The organism is Variovorax sp. VaC1 (assembly GCF_043658315.1).
In the GTDB taxonomy this organism is placed as follows: domain Bacteria; phylum Pseudomonadota; class Gammaproteobacteria; order Burkholderiales; family Burkholderiaceae_C; genus Variovorax.
The window spans coordinates 463,047-482,630 of sequence record NZ_JBIGLT010000007.1 but is presented as its reverse complement, the minus strand read 5'-3'; the positions used below and the strand labels follow the sequence as shown (position 1 = coordinate 482,630).

The 19,584-nt window shown below is 61.8% G+C and carries 15 protein-coding genes; 8 read left to right on the top strand and 7 right to left on the bottom strand.

Annotation, left to right across the window (positions count from 1 at the left end):
• Positions 1 to 3: 3 nt before the first annotated feature.
• Positions 4 to 813, bottom strand: a complete 810-nt coding sequence (locus tag ACGLHS_RS27680) for a hypothetical protein (RefSeq protein WP_394485028.1) — start codon at positions 811 to 813, stop codon at positions 4 to 6.
• 338 nt (positions 814 to 1,151) lie between these two features.
• Between ACGLHS_RS27680 and ACGLHS_RS27675 the strand changes: the two genes are divergently transcribed.
• A complete protein-coding gene (locus tag ACGLHS_RS27675; protein ID WP_394485026.1) occupies positions 1,152 to 3,926 on the top strand; it encodes an ATP-binding protein in 2,775 nt (924 codons plus the stop codon).
• A 67-nt stretch (positions 3,927 to 3,993) separates the two neighbouring features.
• On the opposite strand, the gene ACGLHS_RS27670 is transcribed toward ACGLHS_RS27675, so the two are convergent.
• From ACGLHS_RS27670 to ACGLHS_RS27645, 6 genes are all read right to left on the bottom strand, one after another.
• On the bottom strand, positions 3,994 to 5,421 hold the full coding sequence (locus tag ACGLHS_RS27670; RefSeq protein WP_394485024.1) for a UvrD-helicase domain-containing protein: 1,428 nt from the start codon (positions 5,419 to 5,421) through the stop codon (positions 3,994 to 3,996).
• The gene (locus ACGLHS_RS27665; protein ID WP_394485022.1) at positions 5,411 to 7,141 is read right to left on the bottom strand and encodes an ATP-dependent endonuclease; all 1,731 of its coding nucleotides are present in this window, start codon (positions 7,139 to 7,141) and stop codon (positions 5,411 to 5,413) included. Before ACGLHS_RS27665 ends, ACGLHS_RS27670 begins: the two co-directional genes overlap by 11 nt.
• Positions 7,142 to 7,532: 391 nt before the next feature.
• Positions 7,533 to 7,973 carry a helix-turn-helix domain-containing protein gene (locus ACGLHS_RS27660; protein ID WP_394485020.1) on the bottom strand — a complete coding sequence of 147 codons (441 nt, stop codon included), beginning with the start codon at positions 7,971 to 7,973 and terminating at the stop codon, positions 7,533 to 7,535.
• 846 nt (positions 7,974 to 8,819) lie between these two features.
• A complete protein-coding gene (locus ACGLHS_RS27655) occupies positions 8,820 to 9,275 on the bottom strand; it encodes a hypothetical protein (protein WP_394485018.1) in 456 nt (151 codons plus the stop codon).
• Between the two features lie 41 nt (positions 9,276 to 9,316).
• Positions 9,317 to 10,054, bottom strand: coding sequence for a TIGR04255 family protein (locus tag ACGLHS_RS27650; RefSeq protein WP_394485016.1), 738 nt, complete (start codon positions 10,052 to 10,054; stop codon positions 9,317 to 9,319).
• 29 nt (positions 10,055 to 10,083) lie between these two features.
• Positions 10,084 to 11,406 carry a YifB family Mg chelatase-like AAA ATPase gene (locus tag ACGLHS_RS27645; RefSeq protein WP_394485014.1) on the bottom strand — a complete coding sequence of 441 codons (1,323 nt, stop codon included), beginning with the start codon at positions 11,404 to 11,406 and terminating at the stop codon, positions 10,084 to 10,086.
• Positions 11,407 to 11,623: 217 nt separating this feature from the next.
• Between ACGLHS_RS27645 and ACGLHS_RS27640 the strand changes: the two genes are divergently transcribed.
• From ACGLHS_RS27640 to glcE, 7 genes are all read left to right on the top strand, one after another.
• Positions 11,624 to 12,502, top strand: coding sequence for a TorF family putative porin (locus ACGLHS_RS27640; RefSeq protein ID WP_394485012.1), 879 nt, complete (start codon positions 11,624 to 11,626; stop codon positions 12,500 to 12,502).
• A 67-nt stretch (positions 12,503 to 12,569) separates the two neighbouring features.
• Positions 12,570 to 12,908 (top strand): P-II family nitrogen regulator, encoded by a 339-nt coding sequence (gene glnK / locus ACGLHS_RS27635; RefSeq protein WP_007833403.1) that lies wholly within the window; start codon positions 12,570 to 12,572, stop codon positions 12,906 to 12,908.
• A 29-nt stretch (positions 12,909 to 12,937) separates the two neighbouring features.
• On the top strand, positions 12,938 to 14,377 hold the full coding sequence (locus tag ACGLHS_RS27630) for an ammonium transporter (RefSeq protein WP_394485009.1): 1,440 nt from the start codon (positions 12,938 to 12,940) through the stop codon (positions 14,375 to 14,377).
• A gap of 203 nt (positions 14,378 to 14,580) precedes the next feature.
• Entirely contained in the window at positions 14,581 to 15,513 is a 933-nt protein-coding gene (locus ACGLHS_RS27625; protein WP_394485118.1) for an SMP-30/gluconolactonase/LRE family protein, read from the top strand.
• A 395-nt stretch (positions 15,514 to 15,908) separates the two neighbouring features.
• A complete protein-coding gene (locus tag ACGLHS_RS27620) occupies positions 15,909 to 16,793 on the top strand; it encodes a LysR substrate-binding domain-containing protein (RefSeq protein ID WP_394485007.1) in 885 nt (294 codons plus the stop codon).
• A gap of 159 nt (positions 16,794 to 16,952) precedes the next feature.
• Complete coding sequence (locus tag ACGLHS_RS27615; protein ID WP_394485005.1) at positions 16,953 to 18,455, top strand: FAD-linked oxidase C-terminal domain-containing protein; 1,503 nt, start codon at positions 16,953 to 16,955, stop codon at positions 18,453 to 18,455.
• Between the two features lie 13 nt (positions 18,456 to 18,468).
• Complete coding sequence (gene glcE / locus ACGLHS_RS27610) at positions 18,469 to 19,581, top strand: glycolate oxidase subunit GlcE (protein ID WP_394485003.1); 1,113 nt, start codon at positions 18,469 to 18,471, stop codon at positions 19,579 to 19,581.
• Positions 19,582 to 19,584: the final 3 nt, after the last annotated feature.

The window sequence follows — 19,584 nt, the reverse complement described above, 5'->3', positions numbered from 1 at the left end:
TATTTAGGGGAACTCGACGTTGAGCACCTGTTCGGGCGAAACGGCCGTGTTTTTCCCATCGAAGCACCAGACGGCGCCGGGACCGGGACGGCCCTCCAAAGCGCAGGATTGCAGGTAGCGCAGAGACACACGTACGGCACACTCCGCAGAGGCACCCGCTGGCGCAACGAACTTCACTACGGCAGGTGTCCAGCGCTCTTGAAAAATCGTGAGCAAATCAAGTCCACTGGCGAATTGCACGTCCTCGCACAAATCCTCGATGATCTCAGGCATTCCGAGATAGTCGTGTTGACCGAGGGCGTTTGCATATGACGCAACCTCACGCACAAAGATGGCGTAAGGCCCCCAGTGCAGCGAGTTCTTGAGCTTATTTCCGAAGTGGAAGCCGAAGCCTCCTTGACGAGCGAAGGCTTGGTCGACTTCGCGTTTGGCGCCGGGATCGTCAAGGGTGGCAAGCAGCGCTTCTTTGAGCTGAGGGAGTACCCGTCCCAGTGGAAGGATTCCTTCGCCAAATGCGGTGGAGGCAGGCACTCTGGTGCAATGAAACCAGCAAAGCTCGTGCGGAAGATGCGGATGGCCGAGCGCTTCGCAGGCACGTGCGTACAGAAATTGGTCGTACTCGGGCAATGATTGCCAGTGCTCCTCAAAAAACCGTAGGTGACTTGAATCCCCCAGAAAGTGATTCAGGTCCGGGGAGGAACAGCCAAATATCTCAAGCAGCGACGCTTCAGTCGACTGGCGCGTCTCGCAGTCGAGCCGACTCCGGCGCATCACTTCTTCAGGCGGAGGGAAAACTGTGGTCATTGTTTGCATGTGCCCAATCCGGCAGAGCCCCGACATTGAGCTTCAGCATAGCTTCTCTGTCATGGTTAAAGAATGCTGCCGATCAGCGGAGCGGGATTTCAGGCTTCGCAGATTGGCCGGCATGCATGGTGTTTTCCATGGTGTCTACGCGAGTTTTAGGAGGGCATCATCGTCGTGGACATGAGCCATTTGCTCAGGGCAGATCACCCCGCGCCGATCAGACTCGTGCTCGCTGGACCGTAGTCCTTTTTGAAGCTGGTGAGCCAAAGGCGTTGACCTCTTGGGGACCCCGATCTGAGCGAGCAGGCGTGTAACCTCCATCGGATTCTCCAACGTGAAATAGATGTATGCAAATTCGAGATCCAATAGTCGAGCTGCACGAAACGCAGCTGTACCGCGCGCTCACCGAGTGTGATCCGGAATACGCGCAGCGCATCACGCAATTCGTCAGCGCGGTGGCGCCGATCATGGCTACCACCGAGCGGCATTTCCCTTACTTCACTCGGCACGACGCTCACCACGGATTTCGCGTTGTGCGTCGCATGGAGCAAGTGGTCAAGAAATCTTGTCTGGAGGCCGGCGCGGAAAATGCGTTCTCGGCCGTAGAAATTTTCCTTCTGATTGCAGCAGCCTATGCCCATGACCTCGGCATGACGGTTTTTCCCGGCGAAGCGGACGAGTTGCTGGGCATGCTGAAGCTGGAGCAGACGCCGGGATGGGAAACGCATCCCGACCTGCAGCGGCACCTGCGCCGCGAGCACTCTCGACGCGGAGGCGACTTCATTCTCAAAAATTCTGCGATGCTCGGAGTTCCGCTGAACCTGGTCAATGCGTTGGACACGATGATGAAGGCGCACAACTTGGCTGTCTCCGATTTAGAGGCACTCAATGTCGTCTATGCCGCTCAGGAACGTGAGTTCGAAATACGCCAACTCGCTGCAATCATTTGTGTCGGCGATGCGCTGGAGTTCAGTGACACCCGTGTGATGGAGGGAGTTCTTGATCGCATTCAGATCGATCCCAGCGACAGCGCACGCGTCTCCTACAGGGAGAACATGAAGCATGTGTGCGTCGGCGATAGCTTGGCTGTGGACAACGAAGGGCGTGTCATTGTCTCTGGAACGTTCCAGGAAGAAGAAGTACTGGGCCTTGCGCACTTCACGCTGGATCAAATGGAGGACTGGGTTCAAGGCTACTGCGACATTGACAGGCGAATGAAGCAGCCACGATTCAGGATTCGACCTGAGGTCTTCTCGCGCAACCTGGTGTTCACTGGTGGTCAGTTCGAGCGATTGGGAGTTCGCCTGAACAAGAAGAGCGTCATAGATCTGATCGCTTCAAACGCTGTATGGCGAACGAGCGCGGGCATTGCGGTTCGAGAGCTCATCCAGAACGCTGTGGAAGCCTGTCGCTACCGGGTTCATCATTCCGGGCCTGCAGATCGATACGTTCCTGCAGTGAGGGTGGAGTTTGATCGCGGCAATCACACCATCTCGGTTTCCGACAATGGGTGCGGCATGTCCGAACGGACGGTCCTCAATCACTTCCTCACGGTAGGAAGCAGTCGATCCAAGACCGCCGGATACATGGAGACGGACTATGCGCCGATCGCCCGCTTCGGCATCGGCTTCTGGTCTGTCTTTACGATTGCGCGCACCGCACGAATCGAGACCGCTGCTTTTGAGCCGTGCAGAGGTTCTCCAGCATCAGCCATGCAAGCAAGCGGCATTTCGTTTGAGGTCTCACTCGATGAGCTCAAGGAATACACCGTTTTTCGACCTGTCACGCGCCATTGCGGTACTCAAGTAGTTCTGACTCTTCGTAACGACGCCGTGTTCGATGACGTCGTTGCACAGGGCCGTGGAATGCTTCTTTGCTCGGAAATCCCGGTAAGCCTGTCTCTTGATGGTGAAGAAATTGAAGTTTCGCAGTCGGTGCCCGATGTCTCAGACCACGACATCTTGGGTAGTCGAAATCGAGTGATGGGCGAACTGGGAGTGCAGATCTTCCGGTGGCGCGGCACTGTAAATGCGACAGAGCTCGCTTTGGCTCTTGCATATCGGGTCGTCGATGGCAAGGCAAGCTTCCTTGCGGATTCATCGTCTTCACTCATGACTGCTATTGGAGGACTTCACCATCCTAAAACGAGTGTTTGTGGCTTCTCGGTTCCGGTACACCCCGATCCGTTGTGTATCGATCTCATGCGAATTGGCGTTTTCTTCGCAAACCACCGCAGCCCCGATGGGTTTGAGTTTTCTCTTGATCGGCAGCAGTTGCTGGTGAACGCCGCGTCACAGCGCTTCTCGCGAGAAATCACGGACCTGTTTCATGCTGGATACCGTGCGTTCCTGACAGCGACAAACTCACAAGATGCTGCGACCATCTCAGCCCTGCGCGATCAAGCGCAGATGAATGGCGGGAACGTCTACGACGCGTTCACCGGACTGGAGCTTTCTAGTGCTGCGGAGCGCTTTCCCGATTTGCTCTGCTTTCGGCTCCTTCCTGTGCAGCTTGCAGATAGCGGGAGCCCGGTGATACCGGTCCATGTCAATCTCGATGAACTTCGGAAGCTCCGTGGAACGGTCTACACACTGCAGAAAGGCGTTGACAGGCCAATCCAAGGCGGGAGGTATATCGGTCTCAATGTCGAAGATCCACGGATTTTGGCTTTTACCTATAACAATGTCCGGGCAATCGCGGCGGCTGATCCATCTACTCAGCCTGCATACGTTATGGAGGTCGACAGACGCGGATCAATGCTCTTTGACGCGGATCCCGAAAGCTCGGTCAGATTTATCAACATTCCCTCGTTTGACTCACTATGCATTCAAGTGATGAAGCTCGAGCGGGCTCGCTTCAACACTCCGCCTGAGAACATCCTTGCGCAAGTTCAGGGTAGGTGGTCGGGTGCCATTTATTTGCGGGCTTTCAACACACCCGATGCCACGCCCTACCTTTTCCTCGGAAGGTATCGTGTGCTGATTGAACGCTCCAGCCGGCTTGCCCAGCATCTGCAAGAACTGATGGATGCGGGCAAGCGCACGCGCCTTGCAGAGGTGATTGCTGATCTGAAGGAGGCCGAGGCCGGCTATCCTCCTGCTGCGATCGTTGATCTTCTGTGACCGTCACAGACGCGCCGCTGCGATGGCCGCACAGGACAAAAAGCCCTATCGCGGCGAATCGTCCAACTCACGTTTGGGCGATGGGTATAAGGACAGGACTCTCCGAGCACACAATGACTCGCTGTGCTCCGCGAGTCAGCGCGACATAGAGGTTCGAGGCTGTCATCAATTCAGGTTGCAAAATGACGGCCACGTCGGCCTCCAAGCCTTTGAGCAAAAGAGTGCTTCCGACAGCGCGACGTGACAATGAACGGCCAAGGTGGCGATTTCGTTCCCGAGCCTGAAGCACCGCGGCATGCAAGGTGCATGCCCCTCCCGCGGCCGCCTGCATTGCGGATATGCAGCATCTGAGAATTTCGGGCCGGTAGACGCGCACGCCGTCCTGTTCGGTCAAAGTGCTCAAGACTCGTAGCGCTGCTGGAATGCTCGGCGCGTTGGCGAAATCCACTGCAGCTGCCTCCACTGGTGTCGGAGGATTGCGCGGACGTCCTTGCCGCAGTATTTGCACCCTTTTCATCAGCTCTGTCGCTCCTACACCTATCATGAGGCTGGAGTAAAAGTTGATCATTTGCTCCAGCCCATCCGATGCTGCTGGGTCAAATCGACGCCCAAATCGAGCGAGATCTGCGAGGTCGACACTTTCCACCGCGGTGGCTCCAGGCGTCTGGCTGGCCAGTTGATAGCGGCCTTGAGGATTTCGAGCATCGCCAATGATGAGAACATCGCCGTGGCGGTTGGGCGCATGCACGCGAACGGCGGCCAGTCGTTGCTGAACGGCCGTGGAAGGATGGAGTTGGACCCACTGGACTTCGCCTGGAGCGCCACGCAGATCGATCGGCTGTCCTGCCAGAAGCTGCACTCTTGTGGCTAGTAGCCAGTTGCCGAGGTTCTCAGTTCCGGCTTTGCGCCAGCGCCACGGGGTCTGCAATTCGCCAGCGGCAGGAAACTGCGGTTGCACGTTGGCTTGCCAGTTCACAAGTTGATTTCCCGCGAACCCGAAGATGCCCTGTAGCGGATCTCCGAACACGCACGTTGGCAAGACGACGGCGGCCCAATCCACGATGGCGTGTTGGGTCAAACTGCAATCTTGGTATTCGTCAACGAGCAGACGGGAATATGTCGAGCGGAGCGCGTCACTCACATGACCAGCCTGGAGCAACTGCCAAGCAGCGCTTCGAATTGCCGGGTAGTCTTGGGCGGCGTTATCCAGATTCAAGATGCGGGGGTTGTGCCCGCTTCTGTGCGGAAACTTGCTGATGAGGCGAATAGCGAATCCATCGATGGTCGAGAGCCGGTAGGCTGTGTTCGGCACTCCTGCTCGCTGGAGGCGTGTGCGCAATGCGCTCACCCCGGCATTAGTATGCGTAAGGACGAGGACGGGCCTGGTGCCGCTGTGTTGGCTCACCGTGTCCGCGATGAGCTGGGTTTTCCCGCAGCCTGCTGGGGCAGTTATCGAGCCTCGAATGACTCCAGATAGGTCCAGCTCAGGCGGCATGAATCCATCCGCGAAGCTGTCCGACAAGTGTTTGGAAACCAAGCTCGCTGGTCGCTAGGTTTGGGCCCACGATATCCCTCGCGACGCCTTCAAATTTGGTCACAGACTTGAACCAACTGTTCTTTCCCTTGCGTGAGGCGAGGCTCAGCAAGGTTCGAGTCGCCGTGGTATAGCCACCGCCGGTAGTTCCCTCGGCCCAAGCAGTGTTCAGTGTCACTCGCCCTTGAGATTCGGACTGAATGTGCGCGTTGACGAGGTCGGCTTCGACGAGCTCTACCGCTCTTTGCACCAGTCCGCTGACCGCGTCATTGTGCAATGACAAGAACAATTCATCTTCAAGGGCGCGACCTGGCCTCCATGTGATGGTTGCCCCGCCTGCGGCAAAAAAAGTTTCAACGGACTGTTGTCTCGGGGTCTTGTCGGCATCCACGAGCACAAGCACCCTATAGCCAAGACTGAGCAGAGCGGTGCCCCTGGAGTAGCACTTGTCGGGGTCGCCGCCGCCAACGTTGACATGGGCCCCGCCCGTGGCGAAGAACGAGGGAGCGCCCTGGCTGACCCAGTATTGGTCCAGCCCACGCGCAAAACCCACCTCACTGGCACCTTCGCAGACGATGACCGATTTCGCGAGAAAGGCTTCAGGATCCGCGCGAATGGTGCTTTGAACGTCGTCGGCAACGCCTATCGCGCGCACGTGGTGCTGGTTTCCCCGCGCTCTGACAACGAAGACTTGGTCGCCTGACAGCTCCCGAATCGCAACGGGAGAATGCGTGGTCATGAAGACCTGCAGCGGCAACGTGGGGGCCTTGGCTCCGAGGGAATCCAGAAGACGAACCAGGCGATGCGGCTCAAGTCCATATTCCACTTCGTCCACCAATGCGATGGTGGCCGCTTCTGCCGCGGCGCGTTGAAGGCCTGCGATGAGGAGGCGAGCCGAGCCGGTACCTAGAGATCGAAGTGGTACGCCGACCTCGTTGTGTAGAGCGATGGCACCATCTCCTATCGAGACAGAGTGGGCGTCCAGGAGAGCTTGGGCAGATGCCCCGACGGGGACCCCGAGTGAGCCTGCAGTGGCGTTGACAACACCAATGGTTCGGGCCAACTGAACGCCCGCCTGGTTTCCGAAGCTCGCGCGGGCTTCGCGTGCCGCGCGCGCAAGCTCAGCTCCAAGGTTCGCGCGTTCTTCGGTGAGTCTGTTCAGAACCGAGCCTCGGGTCCAGGAGAGGTTCGTGTTCGCGTAGCTGCCGATGCGAGCTGGCGCGAGCGAATTTCTATCCTTCCAGGTCAAACCTCTTTCCAAGCCCTGCTGTTCTGCTCGTTCCGAGAACAATGTCCAAGAAGGCTCGAGGTCCCCTGTAACCCTCAAACGCAGCGTGATTACCGTCTCGATGCCGACGCGTGGCTCGTCTTCAACAAGCTTTGTCGCCGGGTCATACCCGCGCAGAAACTCTCCGTACGCATCGAGATTTTTAAGCTCGTCGGCCAACGCGCCCAGAGTCAATGCGATGACGATGGGCTGCTCGACATTCAGCCGAAAGAAGTCGGTGTCTCCAAAGGGCGCGCTTCGACGCGCTCCGAGACAGAGATCAATGGCGTCCAGAACGCTGGATTTCCCGCTATCCCCTGGACCGATGAGGCAATTGATGCCCGCCGAGGGTGACCAGTCCAGTGCCTGGATGGAGCGAAAGTTCCAGATCTCGATTCTTCGGATACGGGCCACGCGACCTCCCTGGTGCAAGTTGGCATTTGAGAGTACCTCCAAAGTATCTCAGCGGCTAGCGATTGCCGAGGCGCATCACTGCGACTGCCGCGTTCGCCAGGACTACCATGCGGCCCTCTCAAGAGGAGGAGTGCTCCGGTGTTGCTCTGCACAAGGCCCAAATCTTTCTCTCGGCTTCATCGACTGCGCTGGCGTCAGGAGAGTCGATTCGTATGGCCGTATGAACCCCGATGGGGCGGCTGACCAAGAACCGGTGTACGGCGATCAGCGTAAGCAACTTCGACAAATGCGAGTGGACCCAGGTCTGCTGTCATTCAATGCGAATGCTCCGAGGAGCTGCTGGGGCGCGCGGGTTCGAATCCTGCCGTAGTACTCTTGCTGCGGTGTTGCACTATCGCGTGGTTAGGCGCTCCGCAATTTCGCGTGCACCGAGGGTTCGCACTGTCGCAAGATTTTCGAGTTGCGCTGCCCGCGGGCGTGCCTTGCCTTGTTCCCAGTGGTAGATCGTCTGCCCGGACACGCCGACCAACTGCCCATAGCTCGCCGCAGACAGTTCGAGCTTTGCGCGATGTGCCGCCAACCTGGTTGCGCTGAATCGGCGCTTCGTGCCTGCCGCCGTCTCATCGTCTGAATCAGGCGCTGTGGCGGGGCCTGTCATTCCCCTCGCAACTCGACGCAGTTCCTTCTCGAGCGCATTCATTTGGCGACGTAGCTCAGCAATCGATGCGCGATGCGCGACCGATGCTTTCTTAAGAGTTTCGATCTCCGCACGCACTTCTTTGCGAGCAACGCGGGAGATTTCGGCTTTGAGGATCGAGGCGATATTTGGCATGGACGCATTGTGCCGTTCCATTGCAGCGCTGATGCTCCGCTTCTGGACCTACAAGCTTGAAATTGAAGAGCAACAGCGGTCGGCATCGAGGCGGTTCCTGAGTGGCTTTTTCTCCCTGACCTCTACCAGCGCCGAACCCCTGTCGAGCGGCAGTGTCCGTGACCCAAGTGAAGTCCGTGCAGGAGTTCTGTGAAACGATGCTCGCCGTCTTGCTTCGTGCAACCGCAGCCCCTAACGCCGCCAGTCGGACCAGGGAGTTCAATTGATCGGTATGCCACCTTTGTTTGCCGGCTCGAAGATGTAAGCAAGCGGTGTGCTGAACAAGATCACAAGACGATTGAGCCAGACCGCGGCGGTCCTGCATCCAATGCCTCCGCATCAAGAATTTAATGCAGGTCTTTGCAAGTCGAAGCTGGCCGGCATGCCCATCCGCGCTGTTTAGCGATCCGGCAGAGGGATTCCTTTAGGCGCTTCCATGCCCCATCGCCGACTACGTGGGGAGCGCACTCGATCTGAGCGTGAGCATAGTTTTCGTCCAAGGGGCGATGCAGTACGTCCACAGCGTGCTTCACCTCAACCTCATCGTTCTTGTTCATGGTCGCGACCGATATGCCGCGAACCTCGCTTGCACCAAGAGCGATCACTCCATCGGAGGGCGACTTTTTGGAAGCTTGAGGGGCGCCTTGACGCAGACCTTGTCTATCTACCGAAGGCTTGCGCTCCCGATCATTGAAGGCTGAGGTTCTAACTTGTAGAAGCTCCCCTGAGCCATCGCACATGAAGCAGTCCTCACTGTCTCGAACGGATCGCAACAAAAGTTCGTCTGCTGCTACCTCGGTGACAGGCTCAGGCATATTGCAGCCAACCCCAAACAGCCGCGAAAGCATCAAGCGATGGCATAGGGCGTTGGTCCATTTCCGTGTCTATGTTTGTTCCCCAACTACGGATGACTTCCATGGACTCAGGTGCAAAGTAGAGCGTGACCTTTCGCTCGCCGCTCCACCATTCGAAAAGCACCTCCCCGTCTTCGCTCGCGCTGATTTGAGGCTCGCGCCAGATTCCAACACGCGTGCTCAAGCGATAAAGCTCAGGCAAGCGTGCTTCAGCGTTTGCTATCGCTTCGGCCATTGGTCTAGCACTACCATTGCCGTCCCAGTTTTCGTCGAAATTTCGAATGAGTGCCAGCTTCTGTTGGGATTTCGATGTCAGCAATCTGGCAACCTGGTGTTGAGGTGGTTCCCCGATCTCTTCGGGTATTGAGCTGTATCGCCCCAGACCATATGTGTCTGCGGTGTTCGTCATGCTGCTCGACAACAGACTGCCGTGCCTAGTGGGATGCAAGTTCATTCGATCATCCTCCGGACCTCATCAGTAATAGCTGCTTCAAATATCTTGTTCTTTCGCTCGCGCAGTTGGTATAACACGTCCCAAACTGCGGCAGAGTCCATGGCAAGCTGTTTGGTGCAGAAGACGTCTATATCTAAAAGTACTGCCATCGCCTTCGGGTCTGGCGCCGCTTCGAGGCCAGAATTGACGATGGCTGTGTATTCGACGCCCAGATCTTTCTGCGGAAGCACCAGCTGCATGAAGTAGCCCTGCAGGTCGGCAGAAACGTCACCAATCAATCGAGGTGACAAGTTCAGATAGGTGTCTAGCTCGACACCCTGTGGTACGACGATTCGATTGATATATCGAACGGCAAGGCGATTAACTGAGGTGGCCTTGAACTCGAGAACGAAGTTCTCCAAGATTGGACGCATCTCCTCGGCGAAACTTTCCCACTCCGAGTACGGCTGCATATGGCTGTAGGACAAGCCTTGGCGACGTAGCTGCAATATTCGATCGCCCTTGGAGCTTGTCAGGCGCACACCGAGCGTCTCGCTTGCCGTGTTACTTGAAATCTCGCCCGCATTCGACGCCGCAAACGCCAATGCAAAGGTATTGATGCGTTGCGATTGGGGAAAGGAATCGCGCAGTGACGCCGCATATTTTGCAAGATGCGTCACCGTCGGCTGCTCCTCGAAACCGAGTTGCAGGTCGATAACAGCTTCTGCGATGGGTGCTCGGTTGTAGTGGGCCAATCTGATTGCGGCGACGTCTCGGGTGGGCATCAACCGGTTTTGTCCTCGTCAGTACGCCTATGTTGCCTCAGGAAATTGGCCTTGGGAATACGTGTTCGCCAGTTTATGCACCGATTTTCCACCAAGTTATCCACAATAGAGGGCGCAACGGCAGCCGGGATGGCAAGCAATGTGCGGCGGTCCGCTGCCGTGCCTACTATGACGTTGCGGGGACCCTTCCGCCGCAATCGTTGCCAGAGTGACCTGGGCTGTCGCCGACGCCGCTCGTCGCCAAAGGGCGCGGATATCGCGCACGAGCCACTTTGTGGCGGAGAAGGGGCCAGGCATGCTGGAGTCATGAGCAGGTCCTGTTCCACATGGACGAACAGGACCTTCCTCTTTTTTTCGCATTTTTCGACCGCGTTCACAGAGCGACGTCGAGTCGCATTCATTGATGGTGAGTCGCATTTATAGGTGGAATCAACACCTCCGCCCACCAGCGCCACCGCACTGGCTGTGTGATGGGGTGCCGCCGTTGGCCGGCACATCCACTTCTCGGTGGCAAAGCGCCCGCCAAGGCTCGCCACTGCGGCGCTCTCCAGCGCCTCGTCGATGCTCATCGGCGGTAGCAGGCCGGCAAAGCGCTGCGCAAGCATCGACTTGCCCGAGCCCGGCTCGCCCACCATCAACAGGCTGTGGCCACCCGCCGCCGCGATCTCAAGTGCGCGCTTGGCACCCGTGTGGCCCTTGACGTCGGCAAGGTCGGCATACGCGGGTGCGGCCACACCGGATGCGGCCTGCACCCGTGCCCAGCCGTCGCCTGGCGCATCGGGCAACTGCGCGGCCGCATCGGCGTCTGCGATGAACTGCCGCACCACGTCCAGCAGATGCCGTGCGCCGTAGACCTCGCCGCTAGGCACGAGCGCGGCCTCTTGCGCGCTGTCCATGGGCAGCACGAGCCGCGTGGCCACGCCGCGCACATGCAGGGCCAGTGCCATCGCCAGCGTGCCGCGCACGGGCCGCAAATCGCCCGAGAGAGACAGTTCCCCGGCGAACTCGTGGCCGGCAAGGCGGGCGTTGTCGATCTGCCCGCTGGCGGCCAGGATGCCCAGGGCAATCGGCAGGTCGAAGCGGCCCGAGTCCTTGGGCAGGTCGGCGGGCGCGAGGTTAACCACGATCTTCTTGTTGTTCGGAAACTCCAGCCCCGCGTTCTGGATGGCCGAGCGCACGCGTTCGCGCGCCTCTTTCACCTCGGTCTCTGCCAGGCCCACCAGCGTGAAGCTGGGCAGGCCGTTCGCCAGATGCACCTCGACAGTGACGCTGGCCGCTTCAAGCCCAAGCAAAGCGCGGCTCTGCACCAAAGACAGACTCATTCTTTTCCCTCTCCCCAAGATGGTGCGCCCATCTTTCTCGCGTCCGGTGGGGTGCGGTGTACCCGCATCTGCAACCACTCGAAACATCCGTTGTAACGAATTGGCTCTCAACCCGCGCCGCATTCACCGCCTTGAACGGCCGCATTCGTGCACTTTGGCACGCTCCCTGCTTTGGGGGTCATCAGGTTCCACAACATAACTTGCGAGGAGTTTCCCGATGACGCACCGTTCCGCCGTTCCGGCGCTGATCGTTCTGGCCACTGCATTGACCACGTCGGGCGTTGCCCTGGCGCAGACAGCAGCAACGACGGACGCCGCGGCGCCGGCGGCAGCTCCCGCCCCGAATCTCACGGGCAACGTGTCGCTGACCACGAACTACAAGTTCCGTGGCCAGGACCAGGACATGATCGGCCGCAACGACTACGCCAAGACCAAGGGCTTCAAGCCCGCCATCCAGGGCGGCCTGGACTACGCCTTCGGCGACAGCGGCTTCTACGTGGGCAACTGGAACTCCAGCGTCAACTGGCAGAAGGGCAACAGCATCGAGATGGACGTGTACGGCGGCTACAAGTTCAAGGCCGGCCCGATGGACATGGACGTGGGCGCGCTCACCTACATCTACCCGGGCAACTCGGCAGGCAACACCACCGAGCTGTATGTCGGCGCCACCTACACCAACGACGCCATCGGTTCGTTCACCGCCAAGTACTCGCACACGGTGTCGAAGGACTACTTCAACTTCGCAGGCAACAAGGGCGGCTCGGGCCTGAAGGGCACCAACACCGGCTACCTGAACCTGGCCTACAGCAAGGAGATCTTCCCCAAGGTCACGCTCAAGGCGGCGGTGGGCTACACGGCCCTTTCGAGCGACATCCGCAGGAACACGCCGTACAAGAGCTACGTCGACTACAACATCGGCGCCGCCTACGACTTCGGCAATGGCCTGTCGCTGACCGGCTCCGTGCAGGGCGCCAACAAGAAGACGGCCTACAACACCGCGGCCGGCCCGGTGTACGACTTCGGCTTCTACACCGTGCAGCAGGTCTATTCGCCGAACAAGGCGCGCTTCATCCTCACCTTGACGAAGACGCTGTAAACAACCACAACGAGGCGCGGCCCAAGCTGCTGCGCCATTTCATTTCCATCCAAAGGAGCAACTCATCATGAAGCTGGTCACAGCCATCATCAAACCGTTCAAGCTCGACGAGGTGCGCGAAGCACTGTCGGCCATCGGCGTGCAGGGGATCACCGTCACCGAGGTCAAGGGCTTCGGTCGCCAGAAGGGCCACACCGAGCTGTACCGCGGCGCGGAGTACGTGGTCGACTTCCTGCCCAAGGTCAAGATCGAGGCGGCTGTCTCCGATGACCTCGTCGATCGCGTGATCGAAGCCGTCGAGGGCGCAGCCCGCACCGGCAAGATCGGCGACGGCAAGATCTTTGTCTACAACCTCGAGCAGGTCGTTCGCATCCGCACCGGCGAAACAGGCCGCGAAGCTCTCTGATCCCGTCCAGGCCCGAAAGAACAACGACTATGAAAAAACTGCTTGTCTCTCTTGCGCTCGGCTTGAGCGTATTGGCCGCCGGCACCACCGGCTTCGCACAGACGCCCGCAGCGGCCACGGCCGAAGCGCCGGCCGCTTCGGCGCCGGCTGCCGCCGCACCTGCAGCGCCGGCCGCGCCAGCAGCAGCAGCCGACGCGGCACCTGCCGCTGCGGCAGCCGCGGCGCCCGCCGCCGCACCGGCACCGAAGATCGACTCCGGCGACACCGCCTGGATGCTGACCTCGACCCTGCTCGTGATCCTGATGACCATCCCCGGCCTGGCGCTGTTCTACGGCGGCCTGGGCCGCTCGAAGAACATGCTGTCGGTGCTGATGCAGGTCTTCGTGATCTTCTCGCTCATCAGCATCCTGTGGGCCGTCTACGGCTACAGCCTGGCCTTCTCGGGTGACGGAAACTTCTTCGGCACCTTCGACAAGATCTTCATGAAGGGCATCACGCAGGAAACCTTCGGTGCGCTGACCACCATTCCTGAATACGTGTTCGTCGCCTTCCAGGGCACCTTCGCGGCCATCACCGTGGCGCTGATCGTCGGCGCCTTCGCAGAGCGCGCCAAGTTCTCGGCCGTGCTGCTGTTCTCGGTGCTGTGGTTCACCTTCAGCTACGTGCCGATCGCCCACATCGTGTGGGGCGGCGGCCTGCTCGGCAAGGACGGCGCACTCGACTTCGCGGGCGGCACCGTGGTGCACATCAACGCCGGTGTGGCCGGCCTGGTCGGTGCCTACATGGTCGGCAAGCGCGTCGGCTACGGCAAGGAAGCCTTCACGCCGCACTCGCTCACGCTCACCATGGTCGGCGCCTCGCTGCTGTGGGTCGGCTGGTTCGGCTTCAACGCCGGCTCGGCCGGTGCTGCCAACGCCGTTGCCGGCCTGGCCTTCATCAACACAGTGCTTGCCACCGCCGCCGCCGCGCTGTCGTGGATCCTGGGTGAGAGCCTGCACAAGGGCAAGGCCTCGATGCTGGGCGCTGCGTCCGGTGCCGTTGCCGGCCTCGTGGCTGTCACGCCCGCCGCCGGCTTCGTCGGCCCGATGGGTTCGATCGTGCTCGGCCTGCTGGCTGGCCTGGTCTGCCTGTGGGGTGTCGGTGGCTTGAAGCGCATGCTCGGCGCCGACGACGCGTTCGACGTGTTCGGCGTGCACGGCGTGGGCGGCATCCTGGGTGCCATCCTGACCGGCGTGTTCGCGGCCAAGGGCCTCGGCGGCACCGGCGGCGCAACGCCCGACACCTTCGCGATGGGTGCACAGGTCTGGATCCAGATCAAGAGCGTGGCGCTCACGATCGTGTGGTCCGGCGTGGTGGCCTTCATTGCCTACAAGATCGCCGACCTCACCATCGGCCTGCGTGTGTCGGAAGAAGAAGAGCGCGAAGGCCTCGACATTTCTTCCCACGGCGAAACCGCCTACAACCGCTGATCCGCCGCCGCGGGGCTGCCCTCGGGTGGCCTCGCGGCTGGATGGATGACCGGATGACCACCATCCTTTTTTACAAGAACAAATCTTCGTAACGAGTTTTCAAGCGAGAGTCTCCTTTGGATGTTCAGCCCGCGAGCGCTTCGGCGCCAGCGGGCTTTTTTTTGCCCGCTGGCGCGATGGCCGGGGGCACAATCGACGGCACCATGTGGACCTCCATCGAAGACAGCCTTTGCGAACTGGGTGAATCGCCGTTCTGGCACCCGCAGGAACGTGCGCTCTACTGGCTCGACATTCCTGGCCGCGCCGCGCTGCGCACACGCGGCGACATCGGCACACCGTCCGCCACCGTCGAGCGATGGCCCTTGCCAACCGAGCCCGGCTGCATGGCGCCCGCGCGCAGCGGCGGCCTCGTGATCGCACTGCGCGACGGCATCTACCGCGCCCGCGAATGGGGCGGTGAACTGGTCGCGATGGCGCGCGTGGAGCACGACGTGCGCACCATGCGCTTCAACGACGGCAAGTGCGATGCGCTGGGCCGCTTCTGGGGCGGCTCGCTCAACGAGGCCAAAGACCGCCCCAACGCCGCGCTCTACTGCCTCGACGCGCGCAGCGACACGGGCATCTCGCCCACCATCACGCAGATGCTCAACGAGTCCACCACCGCCAACGGACTCGCGTTCTCACCAGATGCCCGCACGCTCTACTGGGCCGACACCGCCGCGCACGTGGTGTGCGCGTGGGACTGGGACGCCGAGGCCAATTCGCTGTCGCACGCGCGCGTGTTCCAGCAGTTCGACGCCAAGCCCGAAGGCTGGACGCCCGATTCGCCGGTGCGCTACGAAGGCCGCCCCGACGGCGCCACCATCGACGCGCAGGGCCACTACTGGGTGGCGATGTTCGAGGGCGCGCAGTTGCTGCGCTTCGCGCCGTCGGGCGAGCGTGTGGCGTCCATCGCCACGCCGGTGCAATGCCCGACCATGCCTTGCTTCGGTGGCGACGATCTGAAGACCTTGTTCGTCACCAGCGCCCGCAAGGGCCGACCTGTTGCGGAGGTCGAGCAGCGGCCGGCCTCGGGCACGGTGATCTCGATGCGGGTCGATACGCCGGGGTTGCCTGTCAGCTTCTTCGAGGACTAGTTTTTTTGCGTTGTGCGTGGGGTGCGTTGTTCAGGGCGCGCTCACGCCGACGGGGTACCTTGCTCCGCGAATGTCCCCCGGGGCTTCGCCCCTCCTCCTTTATTTCGCTGCGCAAGGTACCCCGCCAGCGTGAGCGTTGGGCAGTGCGGTGATTGATCGGCGAGCACAACGACAGCGCCTCTTGTGCGCAGGGCATCGGGTGCTCCCCGCAGCGAAATAAAGGAGGAGGCCGCAGGCCGGGGGACATTCGCGGAGGGGAGTACCCGGTGTCCTGTGCACGCGCCCTGAACAAGAGCCCCCAAACAAGGAGCCCCCTTGAACACGAGCAACCAGAACACATGCACCGCGTGACGAATCCAAGCACCGCAAATCCAGCGACAAGAGGCTAGACCCCCATGGCCCTGCAACACATCCCTCCCATCCAGTGCCTGCTGACTTTCGAGACCGTGGCCCGGCTGCGCCATGCGGGCCGCGCGGCCGACGAGCTGTGCGTGACGCCCAGCGCGGTGAGCCACCGCATCCGCCAGCTCGAATCGCATGTCGGCTTCAAGCTCTTCGGCCGCAGCGACTTCAGCCTCACGGCCGATGGCGCGGCCTACCTTGCGAACGTGCGCACGGGCCTCGCGGCACTGCAGGCCACGCCGCTCGGCAGCAGCGCCGTGCAGCGCGCCACGCGCCTGCGCATCGCCGTCACGCCCACCTTCAGCCGGCAGTTCCTCATGCCTCGGCTGGAGCTGTTCCGCAACATCTACCCCGACATCGAACTCGTGCTGCAGGTGTCGATCCCCTTGCTCGACGTCACGGCCGAGCAGGCCGACCTCGAAGTGCGCTACGGCCCTGGCGCGTATGCCGACTGCGAGCACCGCCTCCTGCTCGAAGAGCAGGTCGTGCCCGCCTGCAGCCCCAGCTACCTCAACGAGTTCGGCCCGTTCACCGGCTTTCGCACGGCCGCTGAAATTGCCAGCGCACGGCTGATCCGCAGCCCGCTCGAACCCTGGGGCACATGGTTCGCAAGCTGCGGGCTCGACCAGCCCGAGCCGAACATCGGCTCGCAGTTCAACGACCTCGGGCTCGTGTACGACGCCGCCGCCAGCGGCTTCGGCGTGGCGCTGGTGCGGCAGAAGCTGGGCGCCGAGTGGTTCGAGTCGGGCCGGCTCGTGGCGCTGTCGGAGCAGGCCGTGCCCTCGCCGCACCGGCACTACATCTGCTGGCAGCCCGGCACGCTCGAACGTTGGGAATGCGCGGCCTTTGCCGACTGGCTGGCGCAGAGCCTGCACTGAGCCCTGAGCCGCGCGGGCCACGCGTGGGGAGGGCGGCAAAGTTCTCTCAAGCGCCGCACAAAAAACCTTCAACCCGAAGGCGCCGCATTTCCGTAGAGTGCGGGCATCCACGAGACATTTCGCCAGAAGAAAACAAGACAGAAGGAAGAGGTCCGCCGCATGAACGCGCCGCTCACCCCCACGACCCACGAATCGCTACAGAAAGCAGAGCGCCAGTCCCAGGTCGTTCGCGCGCTGCAGGCGCACCTGCCGGCCCACGCGCTGATCTGGCACGACGAAGACACCACGCCCTACGAGTGCGACGGCCTTACCGCCTACCGCGCGCGCCCGCTGGTGGTCGCGCTGCCCGAAACCGAGGCGCAGGTGGCCGCCGTGCTCAAGACCTGCCACCAGCTCGGCGTGCCCGTGGTGGCGCGCGGCGCCGGCACCGGCCTGTCGGGCGGTGCCATGCCGCACACGCTGGGCGTGACCATGTCGCTCGCCAAGTTCAACCGCATCCTGAAGATCGATCCGGTGAGCCGCACGGCCGTCGTGCAGTGCGGCGTGCGCAACCTGGCCATCAGCGAGGCGGCATCGCCCTTCAACCTCTACTACGCACCCGACCCGTCGAGCCAGATCGCCTGCACCATCGGCGGCAACGTGGCCGAGAACTCGGGCGGCGTGCATTGCCTCAAGTACGGCCTCACGCTGCACAACGTGCTGCGTGTGCGAGGCTTCACCGCCGAGGGCGAGCCCATCGAATTCGGCGGCGAGGCGCTCGACGCGCCGGGGCTCGACCTGCTCGCGCTGGTGATCGGCAGCGAAGGCATGCTGGCCGTGACCACCGAGGTCACCGTCAAGCTGGTGCCCAAGCCGCAGCTGGCGCGCTGCATCATGGCCAGCTTCGACGACGTGCGCAAAGCGGGTGATGCGGTGGCGGCGGTGATCGCGGCCGGCATCATTCCGGCGGGGCTCGAGATGATGGACAAGCCCATGACTGCCGCCGTCGAAGACTTCGTGCACGCGGGCTACGACCTCGATGCCGCCGCCATTCTTCTGTGCGAATCCGACGGCACGCCCGAAGAGGTCGAGGAAGAAATCGGCCGCATGACCGCCGTGCTGCGCGGCTGCGGCGCCACCGCCATCGCGTGCAGCACCAGCGAAGACGAGCGCATGAAATTCTGGAGCGGCCGCAAGAACGCCTTTCCGGCTTCGGGTCGCATCAGCCCCGACTACATGTGCCTGGACTCCACCATTCCGCGCAAGCGGCTGGCCGACATCCTCCTGGCCATCCAGGAGATGGAGAAGAAGTACAACCTGCGCTGCTGCAACGTCTTCCACGCGGGCGATGGCAACCTGCATCCGCTGGTGCTGTTCGATGCGAACGACCCCGACGAACTGCACCGCTGCGAGCTGTTCGGCGCCGACATCCTCGAGACCAGCGTGGCGATGGGCGGCACCGTGTCGGGCGAGCACGGCGTGGGCGTGGAGAAGCTCAACAGCATGTGCGTGCAGTTCACCGCCACCGAGAACGAGCAGATGTTCGGCGTCAAGCGCGCCTTCGATCCTGTGGGGCTGCTGAACCCCGGCAAGGTGATCCCGACGCTGCAGCGTTGCGCCGAATACGGCAAGCAGGTGGTGCGCGGCGGCAGGTTGCCGCATGCCGACCTGCCGCGTTTCTGAAAGGGCACCGGTCATGGATCAAGCCCTGCACCAGATCGTCGAGCGCATTCGCGCCGCGACCTCCGACGCCACGCCGCTGTGCATTCGCGGCGGCGGCACCAAGGACTTTCATGGCGAAGCGCTTCAAGGCGAAGTGCTGAGTACCAGCGCGCTCACCGGCATCACGAGCTACGAGCCGAGTGAGCTGGTCGTGACCGTGCGCGCCGGCACGCCGCTCGCCGAACTCGAAGCGGTGCTCGCTGAAAAAGGGCAATGCCTGCCTTTCGAGCCGCCGCACTTCGGCACCAGTGGTGCCACCACCGTGGGCGGCATGGTCGCCGCCGGCCTCAGCGGCCCTGCGCGCGCCAGCGTGGGCGCGGTGCGCGACTACGTGCTCGGCGCCACGCTCGTCAACGGACGCGGCGAGCTGCTGAGCTTCGGCGGCCAGGTGATGAAGAACGTGGCGGGCTACGACGTTTCGCGCGTGCTCGCCGGCTCGCTCGGCACGCTGGGCGTGATCGCCGAGGTCAGCCTCAAGGTGCTGCCCGTGGCGCCGGCCGAAGCCACGCTTGAATTCGCCTGCGGCCAGGCCGATGCGCTGCGGCTGCTCAACGAATGGGGCGGCCGGCCGCTGCCATTGAATGCGAGCTGCTGGTTCGAGTACGCCGGTGCTGGTGCGCTCTACCTGCGGCTGCGCGGTGCGGTGGCCGCCGTGGAAGCGGCTTGTACTCATCTCGGCGGCGAGCGCAAGGACAACGTACGCGCCGCCGCCGATTGGCAAGCGCTGCGCGACCAGCAGTTGCCGTGGTTCGCCACGACCGAGGGGCCGGACGCGCTCTGGCGCCTGTCGGCGCCGCAGACCGCACCGGTGCTCGCAATGGATGGCGCTGTGCCATTGATCGAATGGCATGGCGGCCAGCGCTGGTACAAGGCGCCGCTCAGGCAGGCTGTGCGCATCCGCGAGATCGCACGCGCGGCGGGCGGCCATGCCACGCTGTTCAGGCTGCCTGCTGGTGCCGATGCGCAAACCGGTGCGCCGCGCTTCGACGCATTGAGCGCGCCGGTAGCACGCATTCATCGCGCGCTGATGCACGAGTTCGATCCGCACCGGCTCTTCAACCGCGGCCGGTTGTTCGCAGCCGAATAAATA

What these genes read in the sequence shown, in the direction of transcription:
- ACGLHS_RS27680 (WP_394485028.1), bottom strand. Translation starts at nt 813, where the DNA reads ATGCAAACAATGACCACAGTTTTCCCTCCGCCTGAAGAAGTGATGCGC.
- ACGLHS_RS27675 (WP_394485026.1), top strand. Translation starts at nt 1,152, where the DNA reads ATGCAAATTCGAGATCCAATAGTCGAGCTGCACGAAACGCAGCTGTAC.
- ACGLHS_RS27670 (WP_394485024.1), bottom strand. Translation starts at nt 5,421, where the DNA reads ATGCCGCCTGAGCTGGACCTATCTGGAGTCATTCGAGGCTCGATAACT.
- ACGLHS_RS27660 (WP_394485020.1), bottom strand. Translation starts at nt 7,973, where the DNA reads ATGCCAAATATCGCCTCGATCCTCAAAGCCGAAATCTCCCGCGTTGCT.
- ACGLHS_RS27655 (WP_394485018.1), bottom strand. Translation starts at nt 9,275, where the DNA reads ATGACGAACACCGCAGACACATATGGTCTGGGGCGATACAGCTCAATA.
- ACGLHS_RS27645 (WP_394485014.1), bottom strand. Translation starts at nt 11,406, where the DNA reads ATGAGTCTGTCTTTGGTGCAGAGCCGCGCTTTGCTTGGGCTTGAAGCG.
- ACGLHS_RS27640 (WP_394485012.1), top strand. Translation starts at nt 11,624, where the DNA reads ATGACGCACCGTTCCGCCGTTCCGGCGCTGATCGTTCTGGCCACTGCA.
- glnK (WP_007833403.1), top strand. Translation starts at nt 12,570, where the DNA reads ATGAAGCTGGTCACAGCCATCATCAAACCGTTCAAGCTCGACGAGGTG.
- ACGLHS_RS27630 (WP_394485009.1), top strand. Translation starts at nt 12,938, where the DNA reads ATGAAAAAACTGCTTGTCTCTCTTGCGCTCGGCTTGAGCGTATTGGCC.
- ACGLHS_RS27625 (WP_394485118.1), top strand. Translation starts at nt 14,581, where the DNA reads ATGTGGACCTCCATCGAAGACAGCCTTTGCGAACTGGGTGAATCGCCG.
- ACGLHS_RS27620 (WP_394485007.1), top strand. Translation starts at nt 15,909, where the DNA reads ATGGCCCTGCAACACATCCCTCCCATCCAGTGCCTGCTGACTTTCGAG.
- ACGLHS_RS27615 (WP_394485005.1), top strand. Translation starts at nt 16,953, where the DNA reads ATGAACGCGCCGCTCACCCCCACGACCCACGAATCGCTACAGAAAGCA.
- glcE (WP_394485003.1), top strand. Translation starts at nt 18,469, where the DNA reads ATGGATCAAGCCCTGCACCAGATCGTCGAGCGCATTCGCGCCGCGACC.